Origin of the sequence: Clostridium culturomicium (assembly GCF_000821305.1) — a bacterium.
In the GTDB taxonomy this organism is placed as follows: Bacteria; Bacillota; Clostridia; order Clostridiales; family Clostridiaceae; genus Clostridium_J; species Clostridium_J culturomicium.
The window spans coordinates 1-22512 of the sequence record NZ_CCXK01000017.1; the positions used below are offsets into that span (position 1 = coordinate 1).

Below are 22512 nucleotides of genomic sequence, written 5' to 3' on the forward strand. Positions count from 1 at the left end.
GAAGTCGTAACAAGGTAGCCGTAGGAGAACCTGCGGCTGGATCACCTCCTTTCTAGGGAGTCGACATAAGGTTAATCCCTTATGACACTACTGGTACTTATTACTCTGTTTAATTTTGAGAGACTAACTCTCAAAATGTTCTTTGAAAATTACACAGTGAAAGTTAAATCTTTAAATTAATTTTAAAGTTATAATTTCGTCAAGAATTTTAATGAATTCTTTGTAGAATTAATAGTTTTGGAGTGATTTTATCGCTAAAATCATGAAAGAACAAGATTACGAAGATAGAAGCGAGAAGTTCAAGGAAGCGAAGGCGCGAAGCGGCGAGCTTACTTTAGGGTAAGTGAGCAATGAGCAACTGAAGCTGACGCAGAAATTCGAAGCTTATATCGTAGTAAAGATAGGTCAAGCTACAAAGGGCGCATGGTGAATGCCTTGGCACTAGGAGCCGATGAAGGACGTGATAAGCTGCGATAAGCTTTGGGTAGGCGCAAATAGCCAGTGATCCAGAGATTTCCGAATGGGGAAACCTACATAGTCAACACTATGTACTGTATACTGAATAAATAGGTATATAGAGGTAAACCCGGGGAACTGAAACATCTAAGTACCCGGAGGAAGAGAAAGAAAAATCGATTTCCTGAGTAGCGGCGAGCGAAATGGAAAGAGCCCAAACCTAAGTCTTTGACTTAGGGGTTGAGGACAGAACATAAATGCACAAATTTTTTAGTCGAAGACAGCTGGAAAGCTGCTCCGCAGAGGGTAATAGGCCCGTAGGCGAAAGAAAATGAGTGAAAGTTCTGCTCCAGAGTACCACGAGACACGTGAAACCTTGTGGGAAGCAGGGAGGACCACCTCCCAAGGCTAAATACTACCTAGTGACCGATAGTGAAGAAGTACCGTGAGGGAAAGGTGAAAAGAACCCCGGAAGGGGAGTGAAATAGAACCTGAAACCGTGTGCCTACAACCGGTCGAAGCACTTTATATGTGTGACGACGTGCTTTTTGTAGAACGAGCCAACGAGTTACGATATGTAGCGAGGTTAAGTACTTAAGGTACGGAGCCGAAGGGAAACCGAGTCTGAATAGGGCGCATAGTTGCATGTCGTAGACCCGAAACCGGGTGACCTATCCATGGCCAGGATGAAGCGACAGTAAAATGTCGTGGAGGTCCGAACCACGTTGGTGTTGAAAAACCATGGGATGAGCTGTGGATAGCGGAGAAATTCCAATCGAACTCGGAGATAGCTGGTTCTCCTCGAAATAGCTTTAGGGCTAGCGTCGGTTAATTGAGTAATGGAGGTAGAGCACTGAATAGGCTAGGGGGCATAGCGCTTACCGAACCTTATCAAACTCCGAATGCCATATACTTGTATTCCGGCAGTCAGACTGCGAATGATAAGATCCGTAGTCAAAAGGGAAACAGCCCAGACCATCAGCTAAGGTCCCAAAGTGTAAGTTAAGTGGTAAAGGATGTGGGATTTCTAAGACAACTAGGATGTTGGCTTAGAAGCAGCCACTCATTTAAAGAGTGCGTAATAGCTCACTAGTCAAGAGATCCCGCGCCGAAGATGTCCGGGGCTAAAACTTACCACCGAAGCTATGGATGTGTACTATGTACACGTGGTAGAGGAGCTTTCTGCATTGGCTGAAGTCGTACCGTAAGGAGCGGTGGACGATGCAGAAGTGAGAATGTTGGCATAAGTAGCGAGAGCAAGGTGAGAATCCTTGCGGTCGAAAACCTAAGGTTTCCTGAGGAAGGCTCGTCCTCTCAGGGTTAGTCGGGACCTAAGCCGAGGCCGAAAGGCGTAGGTGATGGACAACGGGTTGATATTCCCGTACCACTTGCAGACGTTATTACAAACGGGGTGACGCAGGAGGATAGGTTGTGCATACTATTGGATGTATGTCTAAGCATTTAGGAGTAGCTAGTAGGAAAATCCGCTAGCCGAATCTGAGGTGTGATGGGGAAGCCCTACGGGGTGAAGTAACTGATTCCACGCTGCCAAGAAAAGCCTCTATGGAGGAAGCAAGTGCCCGTACCGCAAACCGACACAGGTAGGTGAGGAGAGAATCCTAAGACCATCGGAAGAACTGCTGTTAAGGAACTCGGCAAATTGACCCCGTAACTTCGGGAGAAGGGGTGCCTACGCAAGTANATGTACTATGTACATGTGGTAGAGGAGCTTTCTGCATTGGCTGAAGTCGTACCGTAAGGAGCGGTGGACGATGCAGAAGTGAGAATGTTGGCATAAGTAGCGAGAGCAAGGTGAGAATCCTTGCGGTCGAAAACCTAAGGTTTCCTGAGGAAGGCTCGTCCTCTCAGGGTTAGTCGGGACCTAAGCCGAGGCCGAAAGGCGTAGGTGATGGACAACGGGTTGATATTCCCGTACCGCTTGCAGACGTTATTACAAACGGGGTGACGCAGGAGGATAGGTTGTGCATACTATTGGATGTATGTCTAAGCATTTAGGAGTAGCTAGTAGGAAAATCCGCTAGCCGAATCTGAGGTGTGATGGGGAAGCCCTACGGGGTGAAGTAACTAATTCCACGCTGCCAAGAAAAGCCTCTATGGAGGAAGCAAGTGCCCGTACCGCAAACCGACACAGGTAGGTGAGGAGAGAATCCTAAGACCATCGGAAGAACTGCTGTTAAGGAACTCGGCAAATTGACCCCGTAACTTCGGGAGAAGGGGTGCCTACGCAAGTAGGTCGCAGAGAATAGGCCCAAGCAACTGTTTAGCAAAAACACAGGTCTCTGCTAAAGCGAAAGCTGATGTATAGGGGCTGACGCCTGCCCGGTGCTGGAAGGTTAAGGGGAATGCTTAGCGCAAGCGAAGGTGTGAACTTAAGCCCCAGTAAACGGCGGCCGTAACTATAACGGTCCTAAGGTAGCGAAATTCCTTGTCGGGTAAGTTCCGACCCGCACGAATGGCGTAATGATTTGGGCACTGTCTCAACAGCAAATCCGGCGAAATTGTAGTACCAGTGAAGATGCTGGTTACCCGCGATTGGACGGAAAGACCCCGTAGAGCTTTACTGTAGTTTAGCATTGAGTTTCGGTATTGTCTGTACAGGATAGGTGGGAGACTGAGAAGCATGGCCGTCAGGTTGTGTGGAGTCAACCTTGGGATACCACCCTGACAGTACTGGAATTCTAACTGGAGGCCATGAATCTGGTCACAGGACATTGCTAGATGGGCAGTTTGACTGGGGCGGTCGCCTCCTAAAAAGTAACGGAGGCGCCCAAAGGTTCCCTCAGAACGGTCGGAAATCGTTCGAAGAGTGCAAAGGCAGAAGGGAGCCTGACTGCGAGACCTACAAGTCGAGCAGGGACGAAAGTCGGGCTTAGTGATCCGGTGGTACCTCGTGGGAGGGCCATCGCTCAACGGATAAAAGCTACCTCGGGGATAACAGGCTGATCTCCCCCAAGAGTCCACATCGACGGGGAGGTTTGGCACCTCGATGTCGGCTCGTCGCATCCTGGGGCTGAAGTAGGTCCCAAGGGTTGGGCTGTTCGCCCATTAAAGCGGCACGCGAGCTGGGTTCAGAACGTCGTGAGACAGTTCGGTCCCTATCCGTCGCGGGCGTAGGAAATTTGAAGGGAGCTGTCCTTAGTACGAGAGGACCGGGATGGACAGACCTCTGGTGCACCAGTTGTCACGCCAGTGGCACAGCTGGGTAGCTATGTCTGGAAGGGATAAACGCTGAAAGCATCTAAGCGTGAAGCCCACCCTAAGATGAGATTTCCCATAACGTAAGTTAGTAAGACTCCTGGAAGACTACCAGGTTGATAGGTGAGGGGTGTAAGCATGGTAACATGTTCAGCTGACTCATACTAATAAGTCGAGGGCTTGATCTAATAAATTGACGAAACAATATTCACTGTGTAATTTTGAGAGAACATTTTTCTCTTACAATAATTTTATTGATAGAAGCGAGAAGTTCAAGGAAGCGAAGGCGCGAAGCGGCGAGCTTACTTTAGGGTAAGTGAGCAATGAGCAACTGAAGCTGACGCAGAAATTCGAAGCTTATATTTTTAAAGGAATACAAATTGCTAAAGCAATTTGCATAAGTGACCATCACAAAAACAAGTTTTTGGATGTCTACTTATCTGGTGATGATGCTCTTAATGGATACACCCGTTACCATACCGAACACGAAGGTTAAGCATTAAGAGGCCGATAGTACTGCACGGGAAGCTGTGTGGGAGGGTAGGTGGTTGCCAGGTCATAAGGCTCCTTGGTCAAGCGGTTAAGACACCACCCTTTCACGGTGGTAACAGGGGTTCGATTCCCCTAGGAGTCACCATATAACACTTCATTATGAAGTGTTTTTTTATGCAATGAAATAAATATTTCATTAATAAGCATATTAAAATGAAGATAAGTCATTAGTTTATATAAGTAAAGAATTGTTTTAACTCCTTCCAAGGATTGATTGGAAGGAGTTTTTATTTTTTTAGAAATAAAAAAGAGCCATGTTTTAGCATTATAGTATGATTTTATTTTAGTGTGATAAAGATAAGTTAAAAGAAGATCATTAAGTTGACATTGCGACTACTAAGTGTTACTATATAGTAGTAGTAAGTAATACTGAATACCGGTAATACTAGATAGTGAAGAGGTGACCTATATGGAGAATATAACAGAAATGCTAAAGGGAGTATTAGAAGGCTGTGTCCTTGAGATTATCAGCCATGAAGAGATATATGGTTATGAAATTACCAAAAGGCTTAATGCCCTTGGATTTTCAGAGGTTGTAGATGGTACAGTTTACACCATCTTGGTGAGGCTTGAGAAAAAGAAGTTAGTTGAAACTAGCAAAAAGCCATCTGAAATGGGACCTCCTCGAAAATTCTTTACCCTTAATGATGCTGGACGTGAAGAACTGAAGAGGTTTTGGGAAAAGTGGGAATTTGTATCATCAAAAATTAGTGAGTTAAAAAAGGAGAGGAAATAATGAATTTCTGGGAAAAAATCACGGGAAGTGATATGAATAAGGAATTTAAGATTTTTGAAGCACGAGCTGAAAAGTTGCCAGAGGATTATAAGGGAGCATGGGAGGAAATTAAGAGTAATCTTTGGATTCATTCAGACTTTACCGGTCGTAATCTCATGCCAATTCTTGAGGATGTTCTAGGCATGCTGGAGGAAAAAGCTGCAGATGGCGTTAGTACAAAAGAAGTTTTTGGTGAGGATATCAAGGGTTTCTGCGCAGAATTAATGGGAGGTGAAGGCGCAAATTCCTTTAGAGATAAGTGGCGTAAGCAGCTAAATAATAATATTGCTAAGAAGTTAGGTAAATAGGAGGACAAAATGGGAATAAAAGATATGATAGAAGACAAGAGAGCGTGGCGAGCGCATACTGCTCGTGTGAAAGACCTTCCTAAAGATTATCAAGTTGTTTATAAAGAGATTCAAAAATATCTTTTTAAGGTTGGACCTGTTGAACTAACAGAGGGAATTGAGCTATTGTCAGGGATTGTTGATTTATTCGAAGAAGGTGCAGCTTTAGGAAAAGGTGTTCTTGAAGTGACAGGCAAGGATGTGGCAGCCTTCTGTGATGACCTAGTTAAGGATTCTAAGACCTATGAGGATGTGTTTCAAGAATCTGTTGCTAAGGAAGTTGATAAGGCAATGAAAAAAGCTATGCATAAAGTAAAGCAAAGAAGTTAATGTGTTGCACATATATTAGTGAATATTTAACAAGATTTTAAGTAGGAAAAAGTATACCTATATGAGAAAGTGGTATGTAAATAGAATTTGCATACCACTTTTATTATAGGATAAAATTTATTTTAAAACTGATTTTAAAGCTTCTCCAAGTTCTGTTATTAGATAAGTACTTTGCTCTCCATTTATACTGTCAGTTCCTACGTCTATAATTAAACCCTTTATACCAAGTTCCTGATTATAACGATTAATTCCTTCTTTATATTGCTGAATTCGAGTCTTAACACCATTATTATCAAGCTCGGTGCATAGAGCTTGAGCTAATTCTAGGTTTTCTTCAAAATTTGAAGCAGATTCACTTAGAAGTATAGTAATCATTTCAGGGAATTTGCTATTTTCTCGAACATCTCTATGAATATCAAGTAGAATTCTTTCAGTATAATCATTACTATTGGCTTTAATGAGTTCTTCTGATTTATAGTAGGAAGCATTATACTCTACCGTTGGATCACATTCTATAAATTCAGAGTCCATTCCAGATTTATTTAAGTTTTCATTTAAAAGTTTAGCTGTATCAATAACAGAAGAATTATCACTGTATGTCTCACCAGCATGGCTATTATATATAAGAACTTTACTATTACCAGTATAGGTACTTAGCTTTATATTAGTTTTTCCATTTAGAAAAGTGTTAGTTACATCATTTGAATTATCTTTAGTAGTAGCTTGAACATTTGATTTGCCGCTAGTTAAAGCTAGCACGGAGATTATTAGAAGAATAATAACCCCTCCGGCTATATTTTTAATTCCAAATTTTTTATTATGTCCAATCATACTAATTCTCTCCTTTAAACTTTTTTTATTGTTAGCAATAGAAGTTACACCGATTATAGAATTAGATTTATTTATTAAACTAAATACCTTTAAAATCGTATAACCATAATTTAAATTTTCATCATTTTTAAAATTTGATATCACCATATTATCGCAGGCTATTTCACAATCTTTTCGCATAGTGTTTAGAGCAAAGAAAATTACAGGATTAAACCAATAGATAATTTTTAAAAGATAGATAATCCAAGTTATTAATATATCTTTTCTTTTATAGTGACATAGCTCGTGGAGAATTATATAGTTTATATCTTCGCCCTTCATATTTTCAAAGATATTTATAGGTATTAAAATCTTAGGGTATAAAACTCCACATAAAGCGGGACTACTTATATTTTTTACAACTAATATTTCAATATTTCTTTTGATTTTTAACTTATTTAATGCATTATTTAAGACGGCATAATTATTTTTATTAAGCTTATAAAGCATTGAACCTTTAATTTTTAAAAGCTTAAAGTAGGATATAACAGCTAAAAATGTAGCTATTAAAGCCCCAAAGCACCATATACAGCTAAGTAATCTCATAGAAAGATTGCTAATGAAGTATCTATGGGTGGGGAATAAGTAGTAATATTACTATCAGATGGTATTTTTTCAAAATTCATATTATTAATAGTTTGTGAATTATCTGTAGTGGAATGATTAATTTGTAAATCTTCACTAGTGATTTTCCTGGAAAGCTTATTAGGGATATTATAAATACTTAGTTCACTTTGTTGTCCATAGGGGATTATTAGCTTTATAATAAGTATTAACCAAAGACAAGAAAGAATCATAGGCCCAAAGAATCTTTTTATTATTGGTCTTATACAAAATATTATGAGGGCAAATACAGAGCCCATTAAAGAAATATTAATTAAATTCTCAAATAAATCTACTATATTAATAGAAATCCCCCCCACTTTATCTATAGATGTAGTTCATAATTTAAGTTTACAATTGTAAACGGTACAAGTCAATATAAAATTTACTTTATTTTACAATTAAATTTTATTCTATGACTACTTATCTTACTATGTATTTATATTGACAGCCTAAGATTATATACTTAAAATTAAATTATAGATTACAAATGTAATTGAAAGAGGGGTTGAGAGTGAGTGAATTACCTAAGATTGCAGATTCTGAATGGGAAATAATGAAAATAATTTGGAAGAGTCCTAATATAACTTCTACTGAAATAATAAAGGAGGTACAAAACACAAAAGACTGGAAAGCCTCAACTATTAAGACTTTAATTAATAGACTATTAAAAAAAGAAGTTATAAGTTTTAATCAACATGGAAAAGAATATTCTTATTTTCCATTAGTAGGTGAAGCTCAATGTGTTAATGAAGAAAGTGAAAATTTTATTAATAGAGTTTTTAATGGATCAATAAATTCTATGCTTGTGAATTTTGTAAATTCTAATAAGTTGACTAATGATGATTTAGAAGAATTAAAAAGTTTGCTACATAAGGCAAAAGCAAATGAGGATTAATGTAAAGTATCTAGTAATTAGATACTTTTTATTTTTAAAGAATCAAAGATAGAAGGTTGTTTTTAATGGTAAATATTGTTTGTTTATTTCTTAAGCTAATATATAATAAATGTATTATTATTTAAGTAAATTTAGTTCCTAGACTAAGTTATAAATAGGATTTTAACGAATAGATTAAAAAAGGAGTCTAAGATGATAAAAGCAATATTATTTGATTTTGATGGAGTTCTAACTATTGATAAAACGGGTTCTGAATCAATTATTAGGTTTATTTCAGATAAAAGTGGAATTCTATTAGAAGTTGTTAAGACAAACTACTATAAATATAATAGAGAGCTATTATATGGGGAAATTACTCATAAAGATATGTGGAATAGTTTTTGTAATGACATTGGTCAAAAGTTAGATTATAACATATTGATAGAATCATTTAAAAACACTTTACTAGATAAGGAAATGATTGAATTTTTAAAATAGTTAAAATTAAATTAATTAATAGCATTGGTAACTGATAACAAAGTTGATAGAATTGATACTATTTTAGAGTATAGTAATTTAAAGAAATATTTTGATGTAGTTTCAATTTCAGCAAAATTACAGTCGGGGAAAGATAAAAGGTATATTTTTGAAGATACTATATTAAATCTTAAAATACAACCAGAAGAATGTGTTTTCATAGATAACACAGATCGAAATTTAATAATTCCTAAAAGTACGGGAATATGCACTATATTGTTTGACGATGAAAGAAGATGTATTCATAAGGTTAAACAAGATCTAATGTCATTAATAAGATAAATACAAATTCCAATTGTCAGTGAGTTTAAGTTAATGAGAATAAATTTATTTAATATAAACTAAGAGAAAAATAGGAATTTATCGGGAGGTTTTTATGAACAGAAATGAAGCTCAAGCTAATTATAATCGTAAAGTTGAAGTGACCTTAAAGCAAGATTTTTGGAATTATGAATCAAAAGAAGAAGTATTTGATGCTATAGAAAAATACGGAGTATATACAGATCCAGATGAAGCGTATGAAGTTTCATTTTCAGCATATGAAAATATTATTCTACAAAATGAGAGTGAAAAATCTAATATAGTGGAAAGTATTACTTTATCATCAGATGGGTTATGTGGCATAAAAAAAATTATACAATTTAGCAGTTCGGTAAAAGAGGCTAAAGAAAATTATAAATTGATTAGAGAAGGTATGTTTGAATGTTTAATATGGCCAGCTCATGTACAGAGTATTAATATATGTAGGGGATTTAAATATCCCTTTGATGATAGAATTGATTTAGCTCTTGTTGATATTCAGAGTTTTTATGAAAAAATTGATAATGAGAAGAAATTATCAGTATCATTAATAAATAGTATAAAAAATGATAAAAGAAATTGTCTTTTTGATAGGGCTTATTTGAATTTAATGACATTTACTTGGCTATGTTCATTTGGTAATTTTAATAATTTTATAGTAGAGAGAAACTTAGAAGCGTTTGTGAATAATACGGAAGGTAAATTAAAAGCAGAACTATGGACTGAAACAAAAAAATTTGATGAAGAATATTTTAAAAAGTTAATAAGTAAAACACATAAATACAGAACTAAAAATATTAACTAATGCAGAAACAGAAGAAGCACCACTATAAATTCCAAGTTAGCGAGTAAATTAATCTTATTCCCACATTATTTTAAAACAAAGCTAATAAAAACAAGTAAAAGAAAAAGCTCTCCAAGGTAAGCTGCTACCAAGGAGGGCTTTTACTATAACCCTATTAAATTTGATAAAAATAGCTCTAAGGCAACTCCTTCTTGAACTGGAATGTTGAGCTGTGAAGTTGCAGATGTGCAGGCTCCAATGAATTCACTTGCTCTATTTACTGCATCAACCAGGTCATATTCACGAAGTACTAAGGCAGAGATAATACTTGCAAAGATATCTCCCGTGCCAGGTCTTGATTCACCTGCAATTGGAGTCTCCATAAGTATGTAATTATTATTGTGTTCATAAATGAAGTTGTAAAAATTATGGTCATCCTTTATGCCTGTAATAACTATCTTGGAAGCACCTAACTCCTGAAGTTTTAAGCAGATTGAAAGAAGTTCCTCTTCGGAATATCTGCAAGGGTGATAGGCTGTCTCTGTAAGAATACAGGCTTCTGTAATGTTAGGAGTTATAATATCTGAATAAGGAAGTAATGAACGCATTTCATTACAAAATTCTGGGGTAATAGTGCGATAACAAGTGCCGTGATCACCCATGATTGGGTCAAGGATAACTAGCGGATTGTATTCTTCCTTGGATTTCCTTATGTAGTTACCCACAAGCTGTATTTGTTTCATAGAACCGAGATAGCCACAATATATGCCTTGAAAATCAACAGGCACTTTAGAAAGTCCCTCAAGATAAGAAGGCAAGGCATCAGTTAAGTCTTCCTTAAAGAAGTTAGGAAAGCCCGTATGATTTGAAAATACAGAAGTAGGCACTGGACACGCTTGTACTTTACAAGCTGAAATAACAGGGATAGCCACTGTCATAGAACAGCGGCCAACTCCTACCATATCGTTAATTACAATTAGCTTTTTTGGAGGCTGCAGATAGTTTTTCATTACTTCCACCCTTTCCGATTTTGAACATCATCCCATTTCTTATTAAAACAGGTCTAAGTGCCATATAAATAGCTACAGCTACGATACAGGAAATTACTGCGTTGATGCTGGTGGCACCAATGTTCCACGCAAGGGTAATGTCTGCAGCCGGCTTGCCAAGGATGAGTAGTTTATAAAAGTATCCTATTAGTGGATCGAAAACTACATTAAATAATAATCCACCTACAGCTGCAAGGACAGTAAAACGGAATACATGTCCTTTATCAGTAGAGGTAGATATTTTACCAATACGATGAGCAATTACTCCAGTTATTAATCCGATACATAATTTTAAAATAAAAGTTTTTGGAGCATATACAATATAAATTGGGTCAAATAAGTCTCCGATGGTCATACCTAGTGCACCACCGATTCCTCCGTAGGTTCCTCCTAATATTAGGGCTCCAAGGACACAAACAGCGTTTCCAAGATGGATGGACGTTGCATCTCCTCCAGGTAAAGGAATTTTAATTTGTAAGAACGTAAATACAACATAGGATAGTGCTGCAAATAGAGCGGTGATTACTAGTTTAAAAGTTTTTTCTTGTCTCATTTGTTTACAATCTCCCTTCCTTATAAGAGTGCCAAAGGTGACACTCTAGAAGTTTCATTAAATTTACATTTTTATTTTGAAACTTCATATTTGTTCATTTTTATTTAGTTCATAGGAATTTAGTCCACAGAGTGAAATAGAGTTTCCTTATAATAGTATCCAAATATTAATTTGAATCCCATGAAGATTTTCTAGTTAACAAAATAATGTGGAGTTTCCTTTTTATACTATTTATTATACGGAAAATTGACGTTGTTAAAATATCCAGATTTGTTTATTTTTTAGAGTACAGTTTAAAAGGATTAATTTGAACATGAGAAAACGCAGAATACGATATTAAAGCCCTGAAAAGTTTTTTGACTTTTCAGGGCTTTAACATCTATAACATAAGCAGCATTATCACTTCTTTAGCTTTAATTTTTTATAAATACTTAAAATGTTTAAGTAATGCAGATTAAATTTTCATAAAAATAAGTCAGAAATATATTAATTTAAGGCTAAGTTTTTTTCTGCAGCAAGTTCCATTCTATTACTTACCTTTCTGCCAAGGATAAAAGCAATAGTAATGATAGATAAAGCGATAACTATTTTTAATGGATTAGTTATAAACCCTACAATATCATTTCCTATATAACTAGCAACAGAAAAAAAGATTAACTTTCCGCAAAATAATCCAGGTAAGAATTTTTGTAAACTCTTTTTTGATACACCTGAAGCAATAGTAATTAAAACATCAGGTATAAAAGGACACGCATAACATATTGTCATTGGCACAAAGCCTTGCTCTCTAACCCAGCAAACAACTTTATTTACCTTAGAGTTATTTAATTTTTTCATTAGTTTACTGTTTCCAAACTTCTTACATAGAGTGAATAATATTATTGAACCTAGAAGAGAACCAAGGATAGATGCTGTAAGTCCAGGGAGAAACCCTAACAATATTGAATTTGTTACAACTATACCTATTATAGGGAGTGGGGAAAAGAAGGGTTCACTAAAGGCTGCAAGAAATCCAATTGCAAAGGTTAAAATAAAATTGTTTTGGGCTAATTGAAATAATCCATCTATAAATTCCATAAGGGTTCCTCCTTTAATTCAAATAATCATTAATACAAGATTTATTTTAAAGTATTAATCTTACAAAGTGACTATTATAATTCTTACAATTTCCTTACAGACGCACTTTATGGATATGAGGGGGAGTGGTAGGTATATGGGGAAACAGGTTAAATCTTGTTTTATTAAGTGAAAAAGACGACTGAATATATAAATGTAAAGAAATGCAATATGTGACCGATAATATAATTGACTGATTTATTACAATTAGTATAATTTGCAGATAAATATGTTATATGATGTAGATATTTGTATTCATGTTTTGGTAAGGAACTTATTTATGAAGGTCTCACACAGATTTGAGAATCTAATTTATGGAATTTGGAATATTGATCACAGGGAAAGGAATGATAATTAATATGAAGAAAAGGTATATTATTTGTACCCTTGCTTTAGCTATGACAGTTGCAGCAGCTCAAAATACTTATGCAAATGAAATGATTGAAGGAGAGCTGGAAAATTTATTGATAGAAGAAAATAATGGAGAAATTAATCATAAAAGTGATTCCTATAAAATGCTAGGCAGCTTAGAGTTAGATATTAATTTTTCATCACCAATAAATAGTGTTGAAAATGGAATAATCGTAGAGCTTAAGAAAGAAGGTACGTTAATAGGGAAAATTTATTTAGATAAAGATAGAGAAGGCTCAATTGGAACAGTTGATGGAAGTGATGCAACGTATAAAATAGAAGTGTTAGATCATAAAAAGTCACAAATAGAAGAGGGCGAGGAAAACATAAACTATTACCATATTACTTTTACAAACCTACCACAAGGAAATTATAACTATACCTTAACTGGAGAGGGCTTTAATACTTTATCAGAAGATATTTCTATAGATACTCATTCTAAAAGGGTGAAGATTGGAAGTAGCAAAAATGAGTTAGGATATAAAACCTCTTTCTTGTTAGGTGATGTTAACAATGATAAAAAGGTTTCAGAAGAAGATTATAATGAAATTTATAATAATAGGAGCTCCATAGTTTCAGAAGAAACAAAGAAATATGATTTGAACAGAGATGGAAAGATTGACATAACAGATTTAACTTACGTACATAAAAATATTGGACAAGTAATTGAAGATTCCGTTGTTGAAGAAACTAATCCAATAGTAAATTTAAATGAGGTAGAGGTATCAGCACAAGGGGTAACAGTTCAAGAGGGGTTAAGTCTAAAGGATATATTAAAATCAAATGATACTCCAATTAAATTGGAGTTAGAAAATGGACAACCTATATCTAAGGAAAACCCAATTGAAATAAAAGTAGATTTAACTGCACAGTTAAATAGAAGCGATACCATGTATATGGATAAGGTTATTATCAAGGCTTCTGGAGAAAATGCTCCAAGTGAAGGTGTAATAACTTTAAATGGGAAAGAGTACAGTTTTAATAATGCAGCTAGAAGTATTGGTGACAATATTATTATAGAACTAGGAGAACAGGTGGCTGTAAGTGAGATTACAATTAAAATTACAGGAAGCAAGGGAAATAAAAATTTAGCTGAAATAGCTCAAGTGGAGTTCTTAAATAATGTATACAAAGAAATACCACAACCTGAAATGAATATACCAAAGATTGATAATATCAAGACCTCCACAGCGGTTCATAATGAGAAGATAATTTTATCTTGGAACCATGAGGTGAATGTAACTGGTTATGAGGTTAAGGTTGAGAAGCTGGGTGAAGGTGGTAAGGTATTAGAGACTAAGATATATCAAACTACAGATAACACCTTAACGGTTTCAAAGGTGGATCCTTATGGAATTTATAGAGTATCCATGCAGTCACTAAATGGAGAGTGGAAAAGTGGAGAAAAGATAAATCCAACAAAGGAAGATAAGGATGGAATTCCTGAAAATGTTGATGGCAATTATAATGAAACAGGCTGGGTTTCAACTACTGGGAAACTTGAGACACCGGATAGTATTGTTGAGATTCAAGTAGTTCCAGAATCAGTTCCTGAAGGACCAGAAGGGCTTTACATAAAGGGTGGCTATGGAAATCTTAATGTAAGCTGGAAGGAGCATAAGAAGGCAAGAGAGTATAAGATTTATTATAGGAAGATTGGAGAAACTCTTTGGTCGGATGCAACTCCAGATAAGTGGTTAAAGGGAACGAGTCATACTATTTATGGTTTAGAAGAAGACAGAACCTATGAGGTTCAAATGAACGCTAAAAATCATCATGGAGAAGGTCCAAGAAGTAAAACCTATATTGGAACAACAACCTCACTAATACCTCCAATATCATCAAATTATAAGGTGATAAACACTCCAGGGGCTAAGGGTGAGTTAACAAACAATATTGAGAGTATTGAAATGGTTACAGGGGAATATGTAAGTCCTATAAGTATAGCAGATAATGATTATTCAACTCACTGGGTGGTGAATGACTGGGATACGGCTCAATACAGCAAAAGAGGTCCAATCATAACATTTAATGATACTTATGAATTAGATACTATTATGATTGCCACTAGATTAGATGGCAGTGGCTTTGGATTACCATACTACTTTAATGTAAAGTACTGGGATGAAAGTGGTAAAGAGAATTTAGTAGGCGGTAGAATAGTAGATAAAAAAGATGCCCAGGGGAAATGGTATTCTAATCTTGTATTAGATGAACCAATAAAAACTAAAAAGCTTCAAGTAAACCTTAGTGTTTATGGAGGAAATAAAGTAAGTGTTTCAGAGATGAAGTTTTATCATTATGATTCCTTAGAAAAAGAGGTCAAGAATCTATTTAAGGATGATTTAAGGATTGAAATAAGTGATGAGGTAACGACGGAAAGTATTAAGGATCTAAGGGAGAGAGCCAATACTATAGACGAGGTTTCTGGAGAGTATCATCCTAATAAGGAAAATCTTCTAAAGGAAATACAAAGAGCAGAAGAGATATTAATGGATAAAAACCTTACTGAAGATATATTTACCATGGATACTTCCATACAAAATGGAGGCCACAAAATTGGTATGAACAATAACTGGCAGTCCACAGGCTATACTGTGAAGTCAGGAGAGGAAATTAATATATACCTTGGAACAAGTGATACAGGTAGAAAAATAGAACTTGGCATTCGTCAGCATTATGGTGAAAGTGGAAGGTATATGAGTAAGACTTATACTCTTCAATCAGGAAAGAATACTATAACTATACCTAAAATTCATAGCTTAGATGCTGAAAATGGTGGAACCTTATATGTTAGGACTACCTGGGATAATGAAAATATAACGCCAAAGGTTAAGTTAAGAATAAGTGGCGCTGAGAAAACTCCCTATTTATCTGTAAATAACTTGATTAATGATGATTCAAAGGAAGCTGAAGCAAAAGAGTTAATCAGAGAATATATAAGAGGGCTAAAGGACTATGTAAATAGCCTTGAAACTAAGTATCCATCCAAGGAAGAAGAGGATAGAGAAAATAATATTTATAGCTATGATGAGAAAACCTCAATATTAAATACAACGGATATAGAAGGAGATAGATTTACCTTAACTGTACCAGCCACAAAAGCTTTAGAGGGAATATCAAGTGGCTTAACAACAGAAGATGAACAGGTGGAAAGACTTTATAACTCATTAAAAGCCTGGGAGCAGCTTATGGAAATTACTTATGCTAAAAAAGGAGTTTACGAGGAGCCAATAGACTTTAACGATAATGGTGAAATTGATAATGTATTTGATGAAACCACAGGAGTAAATGAACGAGAGCACTTTAACACAAATAGAGCTCCAAGAAATAGAATGAATATTAAATATCAAAGAATGTTCACAGGAGCATTTATGTATGCATCTTCAGACCATATAGGAGTTGAGGGAGGTTCCGTTCCAGCTTTAATGCAAGGTATGCCTTATGAATTTGATGATAACGGAAATATAACGAATCCAGATGCCGGCAATTTATTTGGATGGGGTATATCTCATGAAATTGGACATGTTGTTGATATAGGTAAGAGGACCTACTCAGAAACTTCAAATAATATACTTTCGTTACTTACTCAAACCTTTGATGGTAAGGATCACTCACGCCTTGAAGATGGGGGAGTATATGAGAGAATTTATCATAAGGTAACGTCACAAACCTTGGGCTTGCCATCAGATGTATTTACCCAGCTGGGGATGTTCTGGCAGTTGCATTTAGCTTATGATAGTGCTCCAACCTCAGCTATTATTATAAATAATATTGATACAGACATATCTAATGATTCTTACTTTACAAAGATGAACAGGTTATACAGAACACTGCCAAGTGAAATGCAAAACTTAGATAAGGACCAACTGTTAATAAGAATAGCTTCAGATACTGCTGGAAGGGATTTAAGAGAGTTCTTCTTAAATTGGGGAATTGTAGCGGATGAAAACACTAATATCTATCTGACTAAAAAGGGCTATGAAAGAGAAACCAGAAAGATATGGTATCTAAATGATGAAGCTAGACGTCAGGTTTTAAGTGGAATACAGAATATTTCAGCTGATACTTCAGTTCAAGCTTCCTTTGACAATGGTATAATTGATGGAACCAGAATAAATGATAGGAAGGTTGATTTAACGTTAGATGTGACAAAGGAAGATGAGAAAATTTTAGGTTATGAGATTATAGTAAATGGTGAGCCAAGTGCCTTTGTTGAAAGAGATAGAAATAATGAAGTTACTAAGTATAGCTATATGCCTGAAACTATTAATAACAGAACCTTATCCTTTGAGGTTGTGGCCTATGATTATAATTTAAATGCTACGGAAAAGGTTGATTTAGGAACAATTAAAATCTCCCATGATGGAAGTATAGCTAAAAATAATTGGATTATTGATACTAACATGAATACAGGAGATGTTAATAACTCTGAAGATACAACAGGTCCAGTAATGAATTCAAATACCAATAAAATAAAGGATAATGATGTTACTTCCGTCTTTGAAGGAACTAAGAAGGCAGCAGCTGATCCATATGTAATAGTAGATATTGGCGAAGAAGCTCCAATAGTTGGCCTTAGATATACAACAGCTATTACTGAAAATACTGGATTTATTTCTAAGATGTTTAATAAGAAAAAGGTTCAAGAGGGTACTATAAAGGATTATGTTGTAGAAGTTAGTGAAGATGGTACAAATTGGACAAAGGTTAAGAATGGTGTCTTTGACCTTTCACCAGAGAAAACTTCTCAAGAAATATTCTTCAATAAAGAAGGTGTTGATGGTGGAAATCAGTATTGGATGCATAACGTAAAATATTTAAAGCTAACGGCTAAGGGAGCAACTGCCATGACTATCGCTGAGCTTGATATACTTTCTCCAACAGGGGACAATATTGAAATTGGTGTAGATAACAATGATCAAGTATATGAAAATGGAATAGGTATCTTAAAGAATGATTATGTATATGCAGAAGGTAAGATGATTCCAAAGGGGTCACTAATTGTCACAGGAGAGTACAAGGGAAATCCGGCCTTTAATATTCCTCTAATATTAGATGAGAAAAATGAAAATATCGCCTATAATGCTAAGGCCATACTTTTAGCAGAGGTACCTGAGAACTCAGTGCCAACAGAGATTGCAGAAGGAAATTATGTATACTTTATAGAGCCAGAAAACTTAAGTGAGCTTACTGCAGCTAAAATAAAAGGAGAGCTATATAGAGTAAATGATCCTGCAACTTTACAAGGGCAAAGACTGGTTTCTGATACATTCTATATTCAGGTTCCAGAAGTTCTACCGGAAATTGATTTAAAGGGTGGAACAGGAGAAAGGGCAATACAGGAGATAATTGAGTTTGAGGAATTGAAAATTAAGGAGATAAATGAAGGGAGAGCAAAATAATGATGAAGAAAAGCTTAGGGTTAAAGATAGTAGCTCTTTCAATTTTAGCGGCAGGTACCTTTACAGGAGTAGCCTTATCCAGCACAAAAGAAAAGGAAAGAGCAATTTCAGCTGAAAATGGAGTGGAATTATCCATAGAAAAAGTTGATAGAGACACAGTAAGAGTAGCACTAGATAATGTAGAGGATATAGTTAAATCAATAGAGCTATCCCTTCAAGTAAGTGGTGATATAACAATTAAAGAAAATGGAGTAAAGTGGGCAAATGTTGAAAATGCAATTTCCAACTATAAGTATAATGAAGGTGAAAAAGCATTAGATTTAATAGTTACTTCTCTTGAACCACTAAAAAAAGAGGGGAATAAAATATATCTATGTGAAATAGATATTGATTCCACAAAAGGTGAGGGAACAGCTCCAAAGTATAAGATTACACCTAAAAATAATGATGTTTATAAATATGTTACGTTAACCGATAAAGAAAAATCAGGGGATAGTGTAGTATTTGAGGATACAGAATTATCCATGAATACAGCTCCAACTATTGAGTTTAAAGGAAAGCCTGATGGAGTATTAACAGCATTACAAGGGGAAGAATTTGATTCTAGTACTCTTGTGGAAAAGGGAATGATAACTGCCTTTGATGAAGAGGATGGAGACCAGGTAAAGATAGAAGCTGTTAATAAAATTGACACTTCAAAGCTAGGCACAGTAGAAGCTGAGTTTAAAGCTATTGATTCACAGGGAGAGGCTTCAATATTAAAAGTTCCTGTGGTTGTTGTTACAGAGGAATTAAAGGTAAAACCGACAATCGAAGGGGCAACGAATAAAACCATTAATGCAGGTGAAGCCTTTGATCCATTAGCTGGAATTATTGCAAAGGATAGTAGGGGAGAACCACTAGACGTTGAAGTTAAGGGTGAGTTTGATACTGAAAAGCCAGGAGAATATTCACTAACTTATAAGGCTGAAGATAGATATTATAATGAAGAAGTAGTTGCTACTAAATTGAAAGTCAATGAAAAGGATAAGCCAGTAAAACCAGAAGTGCCTGAAGAACCAAGTAAGCCTGTTATTCCAGGTGGGCAAGAAAATCCAAATGAAAAAGAGGATGCTTTAGTAGCTGGAGAAAGTGGAGCAGGAACAAGTGGAACGGAAAATACCACTAATAAAGAGTCTTCATCAAATAACAATTCAAATGAAATTGCTAAAAATGATGTTGATTCAAGTAAAGATACAGCGTCAGATAAGTCTGAAAAGGAAGAGGCAGAAGCGAAGGGTGATGATTCAGAAAAGAAGTCAACCTCAACGGTATTGTTGATATTTTCTTTAATTATAGGTTGTGGAGTTGCTTTATCTGGAATGTATAAATTTAATAAGTAAATTCAATAATTCATGTAAGATATAAATTATCAAAATTAAAAAGATTAACTCCTTGATTGTGTCAGGGAGTTTTTTTATGCAAAAATTTATTGAGATACATTGAAAATAAGTACAATGCTCATCTTGTTTAAAATGGAATAAATGTTATATAATGTAATAAAAGTATCCTGAGAGTTAAATTGCTTATCTGGCATGTAAATCCATGCTGATAAAATATATTGCCCTGAAAAATGGGAGAAGGAGAAAAAGATGAAAAAACTAGTATCTTTATTTATGGCAGGGGTTCTTGCTCTTAGCCTTGTTGGTTGTGGTGTAAAATCATCAGAGCCAGATACTGAAAAGGATCAAGCAAAAGAAGATCAAACAAAGGAAAATGTTGAACTGGTTATTTTTGCTGCTGCATCAATGACTGAAACTCTCGAGCAGATTGCAGAGAAGTACAAGGAAGTTGCACCAAATGTAACTTTAACCTTCAACTTTGATTCCTCTGGTACCTTGAAAACACAAATTGAAGAAGGTGCTGAATGTGACATTTTTATTTCTGCAGCACAAAAGCAAATGGATCAGTTGGATATTGAGGGAGCAAAAGACGTTAATACAGCAGGGCTTGATTTTGTAGATAGTTCTACACGTATAAATCTTCTTGAAAACCGTGTTGCCTTAGTTGTACCAGAAGGAAACCCTAAAGAAATAAAAAGTTTTGAGGATATGGCTTCTAAGTTAAAAGAAAAAGAAATGCTTTTATCCATGGGGAACAGTGATGTGCCAGTGGGACAATATACACAGAAAATCTTTAAGTTTTTTGACTTAAGTGAAGAAGAGCTTGCAGCCAGTGGAGCTATAACCTATGGAACAAATGTAAAAGAAGTTACAACGCAAGTTAAAGAAGGTAGTGTAGATGCGGGAGTAGTGTATTGCACAGATGCTTATAGTGCAGGACTTACCGCCCAGGATTATGCAACATCGGAAATGTGTGGACAAGTTATCTATCCCGCTGCAGTAATGAAAAGTAGTAAAGCAAGTGAAGAAGCAGCTGCATTTTTGAAATATTTACAAGGGGCAGAATCAATGAAGATATTCGAGAAGGTTGGTTTTATCGCAGCTAAATAATTTTGAGGCAGGGATGTATTTCCCTGCTTTTTATGGAAACTCACTTACAAGGGGAGGCGTTAACTTTATGGATTGGTTTCCTTTATTAAATTCTCTTAGAATTGCAATCATTAGTAGTTTTATTGTGTTTTTCACTGGTATTGCTGCAGCTTATTATGCAGCAAAGATTCCAAGGGTGTTAAAGGGTATTTTAGATGTGGTTTTAACCTTACCATTGGTGCTTCCACCAACGGTATGCGGGTATTTTTTATTACTTATGTTTGGAAATAAAAGACCCTTAGGGATTTTTTTATCACAGTTCGGTATAAAATTTGTTATGACGTGGTATGGCGGGATTTTAGCGGCGGTTATTGTTGCTTTTCCTCTTATGTATCGTACTGCAAGGGGAGCCTTTGAGAGTTTTGATGAAAATCTAGGCTATTCTGGACAAACCTTGGGGTTATCTAATACATATATCTTTTGGCGTATCCGCATGCCTGCCTGTAAGCAAGGAATTATTGCAGGGGTAGTGCTGGCCTTTGCAAGAGCTTTAGGAGAATATGGTGCAACAAGTATGTTAATTGGTTATACCCCAGGGAAAACGGCAACCATATCTACGACAGTTTATCAGCTTTGGCGTACTAATAATGAGGGAGAGGCATTTAAGTGGGTGCTAATTAACCTTGCAATTTCGGCGGTGGTGCTCCTTATAGTTAATCTCTTAGAAAGAAAAAAGGGCCAGGAGGTGAGACCATGAGCTTGTATGTGGATATAGAAAAAAAGCTAGGTGACTTTAATTTAAAAGCAAAATTTGATACTGATGGCGGAGTCATGGGGCTTCTTGGGGCATCGGGCTGTGGTAAAAGCTATACCTTAAAGTGTATTGCTGGGATTGAAAAGCCTGACAGAGGAAAGATAATTTTAAATGGGGAAGTTTTATTTGATTCTGAAAGAAAAATTGACTTAAAGCCACAACAGCGAGGTGTTGGATATCTGTTTCAAAATTATGCTTTGTTTCCAAATATGACGGTTAAGCAAAATATTCTCTGTGGACTTTTTAAGGAAAAGGATAAGTCGTTGAAAAAGCAGGAGCTAAACAGAGTAGCAGCAATGCTTCAATTGGAGGATTTATTAAATCACCGTCCTCATCAGCTTTCAGGGGGACAGGCACAGAGAGTTGCCATGGCAAGAATTTTGGTGAATAAGCCAAGGGTACTGCTATTGGATGAACCCTTCTCTGCTCTAGATGGTCATCTCCGTGAACAAATTCAAATGCAGATGAAAATTTTACTTAAGGATATTGGCTATGATGTGATTATGGTTACCCATAGCAGGGATGAAGCTTATCATCTTTGTGATAGAATTGCAGTAATGAATGAAGGTGAGATAGTGGTTTGCAAGGAGACAAAAGCTTTATTTGCAGAGCCGGAATATGTTCATGCGGCAAGGCTTACAGGGTGTAAAAACATTGTAGCAGCACAGAGAATTGGTGAGAATGAGGTTTTTGTTCCAGAGTGGGGGATTAAACTGAAAACAAGCTCTCCAGTGGAAAAGGACATAAGTGCAATTGGAATTCGTGCACATTACTTTAATGTGAAGGCAGCAGAAAATCAGTATCAGGTTGAGTATACTGGAGAGATGGAAGAACCCTTTGAATGGATATTACGATTTAGGTATAAAAATCAACCTAAGGAATCCAAGGATATATGGTGGCGGATGGCAAAGGATAAGAGGCTTCAAAGGTTTCCAGATACAATCGGGGTAAATCCGAAGAATATACTTTTATTAAAGAATTTAAGTTAGCATGGAATATTTTATGCGAAAGTAATAATATTAAGGAGTTACTAGTATTCAATAAAT

The 22512-nt window shown here is 35.8% G+C and carries 17 protein-coding genes, 1 tRNA gene and 3 rRNA genes; 16 read left to right on the forward strand and 5 right to left on the reverse strand.

Features of this window, described 5'->3' with window-relative positions; all coding sequences use genetic code 11:
• The 7 genes from BN1075_RS12615 to BN1075_RS12645 all read left to right on the forward strand — a co-directional run.
• Positions 1 to 52, forward strand: a 16S ribosomal RNA gene (locus tag BN1075_RS12615); the annotation flags it as partial.
• A 351-nt stretch (positions 53 to 403) separates the two neighbouring features.
• A 23S ribosomal RNA gene (locus tag BN1075_RS21955) occupies positions 404 to 3860 on the forward strand.
• A 251-nt stretch (positions 3861 to 4111) separates the two neighbouring features.
• A 5S ribosomal RNA gene (gene rrf / locus BN1075_RS12625) occupies positions 4112 to 4229 on the forward strand.
• 5 nt (positions 4230 to 4234) lie between these two features.
• Positions 4235 to 4309, forward strand: a tRNA-Glu gene (locus BN1075_RS12630).
• A 324-nt stretch (positions 4310 to 4633) separates the two neighbouring features.
• Complete coding sequence (locus tag BN1075_RS12635; protein ID WP_040193583.1) at positions 4634 to 4960, forward strand: PadR family transcriptional regulator; 327 nt, start codon at positions 4634 to 4636, stop codon at positions 4958 to 4960.
• On the forward strand, positions 4960 to 5307 hold the full coding sequence (locus tag BN1075_RS12640; RefSeq protein WP_040193584.1) for a DUF1048 domain-containing protein: 348 nt from the start codon (positions 4960 to 4962) through the stop codon (positions 5305 to 5307). Before BN1075_RS12635 ends, BN1075_RS12640 begins: the two co-directional genes overlap by 1 nt.
• 9 nt (positions 5308 to 5316) lie before the next feature.
• Positions 5317 to 5676: a DUF1048 domain-containing protein gene (locus BN1075_RS12645; protein WP_040193585.1), complete on the forward strand. Its 360-nt coding sequence runs from the start codon at positions 5317 to 5319 to the stop codon at positions 5674 to 5676.
• A 117-nt stretch (positions 5677 to 5793) separates the two neighbouring features.
• Here BN1075_RS12645 and BN1075_RS22355 read toward each other — a convergent pair whose 3' ends face one another.
• The gene (locus tag BN1075_RS22355; protein ID WP_040193587.1) at positions 5794 to 7092 is read right to left on the reverse strand and encodes a M56 family metallopeptidase; all 1299 of its coding nucleotides are present in this window, start codon (positions 7090 to 7092) and stop codon (positions 5794 to 5796) included.
• Positions 7089 to 7469, reverse strand: coding sequence for a M56 family metallopeptidase (locus tag BN1075_RS22525; RefSeq protein ID WP_148315510.1), 381 nt, complete (start codon positions 7467 to 7469; stop codon positions 7089 to 7091). The genes BN1075_RS22355 and BN1075_RS22525 overlap by 4 nt, the downstream gene beginning before the upstream one ends.
• A gap of 194 nt (positions 7470 to 7663) precedes the next feature.
• On the opposite strand from BN1075_RS22525, the gene BN1075_RS12660 reads away from it, so the two are divergent.
• From BN1075_RS12660 to BN1075_RS12670, 4 genes are all read left to right on the forward strand, one after another.
• Positions 7664 to 8047 (forward strand): BlaI/MecI/CopY family transcriptional regulator, encoded by a 384-nt coding sequence (locus tag BN1075_RS12660; protein ID WP_040193590.1) that lies wholly within the window; start codon positions 7664 to 7666, stop codon positions 8045 to 8047.
• 192 nt (positions 8048 to 8239) lie between these two features.
• Complete coding sequence (locus BN1075_RS12665; protein WP_040193592.1) at positions 8240 to 8524, forward strand: HAD family hydrolase; 285 nt, start codon at positions 8240 to 8242, stop codon at positions 8522 to 8524.
• Positions 8525 to 8548: 24 nt separating this feature from the next.
• A complete protein-coding gene (locus tag BN1075_RS21175) occupies positions 8549 to 8845 on the forward strand; it encodes an HAD hydrolase-like protein (protein ID WP_197072313.1) in 297 nt (98 codons plus the stop codon).
• A gap of 94 nt (positions 8846 to 8939) precedes the next feature.
• Positions 8940 to 9668 carry a DUF6994 family protein gene (locus BN1075_RS12670; RefSeq protein ID WP_040193593.1) on the forward strand — a complete coding sequence of 243 codons (729 nt, stop codon included), beginning with the start codon at positions 8940 to 8942 and terminating at the stop codon, positions 9666 to 9668.
• Positions 9669 to 9811: 143 nt separating this feature from the next.
• Here BN1075_RS12670 and BN1075_RS12675 read toward each other — a convergent pair whose 3' ends face one another.
• The 3 genes from BN1075_RS12675 to BN1075_RS12685 all read right to left on the reverse strand — a co-directional run bounded on the left by BN1075_RS12675 (position 9812) and on the right by BN1075_RS12685 (position 12326).
• Entirely contained in the window at positions 9812 to 10657 is an 846-nt protein-coding gene (locus BN1075_RS12675; protein WP_040193594.1) for a pyridoxamine kinase, read from the reverse strand.
• On the reverse strand, positions 10614 to 11249 hold the full coding sequence (locus BN1075_RS12680) for an ECF transporter S component (RefSeq protein ID WP_042387318.1): 636 nt from the start codon (positions 11247 to 11249) through the stop codon (positions 10614 to 10616). The genes BN1075_RS12675 and BN1075_RS12680 overlap by 44 nt, the downstream gene beginning before the upstream one ends.
• A gap of 486 nt (positions 11250 to 11735) precedes the next feature.
• The gene (locus BN1075_RS12685) at positions 11736 to 12326 is read right to left on the reverse strand and encodes a TVP38/TMEM64 family protein (RefSeq protein WP_040193596.1); all 591 of its coding nucleotides are present in this window, start codon (positions 12324 to 12326) and stop codon (positions 11736 to 11738) included.
• Between the two features lie 398 nt (positions 12327 to 12724).
• Here BN1075_RS12685 and BN1075_RS12690 point away from each other — a divergent pair, with 398 nt between their 5' ends.
• From BN1075_RS12690 to BN1075_RS12710, 5 genes are all read left to right on the forward strand, one after another.
• A complete protein-coding gene (locus tag BN1075_RS12690; RefSeq protein ID WP_197072314.1) occupies positions 12725 to 18181 on the forward strand; it encodes a M60 family metallopeptidase in 5457 nt (1818 codons plus the stop codon).
• Positions 18181 to 19563, forward strand: a complete 1383-nt coding sequence (locus tag BN1075_RS12695; protein ID WP_040193598.1) for an immunoglobulin-like domain-containing protein — start codon at positions 18181 to 18183, stop codon at positions 19561 to 19563. The genes BN1075_RS12690 and BN1075_RS12695 overlap by 1 nt, the downstream gene beginning before the upstream one ends.
• Before the next feature lie 249 nt (positions 19564 to 19812).
• The gene (modA, locus tag BN1075_RS12700) at positions 19813 to 20673 is read left to right on the forward strand and encodes a molybdate ABC transporter substrate-binding protein (protein WP_040193599.1); all 861 of its coding nucleotides are present in this window, start codon (positions 19813 to 19815) and stop codon (positions 20671 to 20673) included.
• Between the two features lie 67 nt (positions 20674 to 20740).
• Positions 20741 to 21409, forward strand: coding sequence for a molybdate ABC transporter permease subunit (gene modB / locus BN1075_RS12705; RefSeq protein ID WP_040195142.1), 669 nt, complete (start codon positions 20741 to 20743; stop codon positions 21407 to 21409).
• Positions 21406 to 22455, forward strand: coding sequence for a sulfate/molybdate ABC transporter ATP-binding protein (locus BN1075_RS12710; protein ID WP_040193600.1), 1050 nt, complete (start codon positions 21406 to 21408; stop codon positions 22453 to 22455). Before modB ends, BN1075_RS12710 begins: the two co-directional genes overlap by 4 nt.
• Positions 22456 to 22512 lie beyond the last annotated feature (57 nt).

Bases quoted from the DNA above. Each gene is read 5' to 3' on its own strand.
- BN1075_RS12635 (WP_040193583.1), top strand. From the start codon at position 4,634: ATGGAGAATATAACAGAAATGCTAAAGGGAGTATTAGAAGGCTGTGTC.
- BN1075_RS12640 (WP_040193584.1), top strand. From the start codon at position 4,960: ATGAATTTCTGGGAAAAAATCACGGGAAGTGATATGAATAAGGAATTT.
- BN1075_RS12645 (WP_040193585.1), top strand. From the start codon at position 5,317: ATGGGAATAAAAGATATGATAGAAGACAAGAGAGCGTGGCGAGCGCAT.
- BN1075_RS22355 (WP_040193587.1), bottom strand. From the start codon at position 7,092: ATGAGATTACTTAGCTGTATATGGTGCTTTGGGGCTTTAATAGCTACA.
- BN1075_RS12665 (WP_040193592.1), top strand. From the start codon at position 8,240: ATGATAAAAGCAATATTATTTGATTTTGATGGAGTTCTAACTATTGAT.
- BN1075_RS12670 (WP_040193593.1), top strand. From the start codon at position 8,940: ATGAACAGAAATGAAGCTCAAGCTAATTATAATCGTAAAGTTGAAGTG.
- BN1075_RS12675 (WP_040193594.1), bottom strand. From the start codon at position 10,657: ATGAAAAACTATCTGCAGCCTCCAAAAAAGCTAATTGTAATTAACGAT.
- BN1075_RS12680 (WP_042387318.1), bottom strand. From the start codon at position 11,249: ATGAGACAAGAAAAAACTTTTAAACTAGTAATCACCGCTCTATTTGCA.
- BN1075_RS12685 (WP_040193596.1), bottom strand. From the start codon at position 12,326: ATGGAATTTATAGATGGATTATTTCAATTAGCCCAAAACAATTTTATT.
- BN1075_RS12690 (WP_197072314.1), top strand. From the start codon at position 12,725: ATGAAGAAAAGGTATATTATTTGTACCCTTGCTTTAGCTATGACAGTT.
- BN1075_RS12695 (WP_040193598.1), top strand. From the start codon at position 18,181: ATGATGAAGAAAAGCTTAGGGTTAAAGATAGTAGCTCTTTCAATTTTA.
- modA (WP_040193599.1), top strand. From the start codon at position 19,813: ATGAAAAAACTAGTATCTTTATTTATGGCAGGGGTTCTTGCTCTTAGC.
- modB (WP_040195142.1), top strand. From the start codon at position 20,741: ATGGATTGGTTTCCTTTATTAAATTCTCTTAGAATTGCAATCATTAGT.
- BN1075_RS12710 (WP_040193600.1), top strand. From the start codon at position 21,406: ATGAGCTTGTATGTGGATATAGAAAAAAAGCTAGGTGACTTTAATTTA.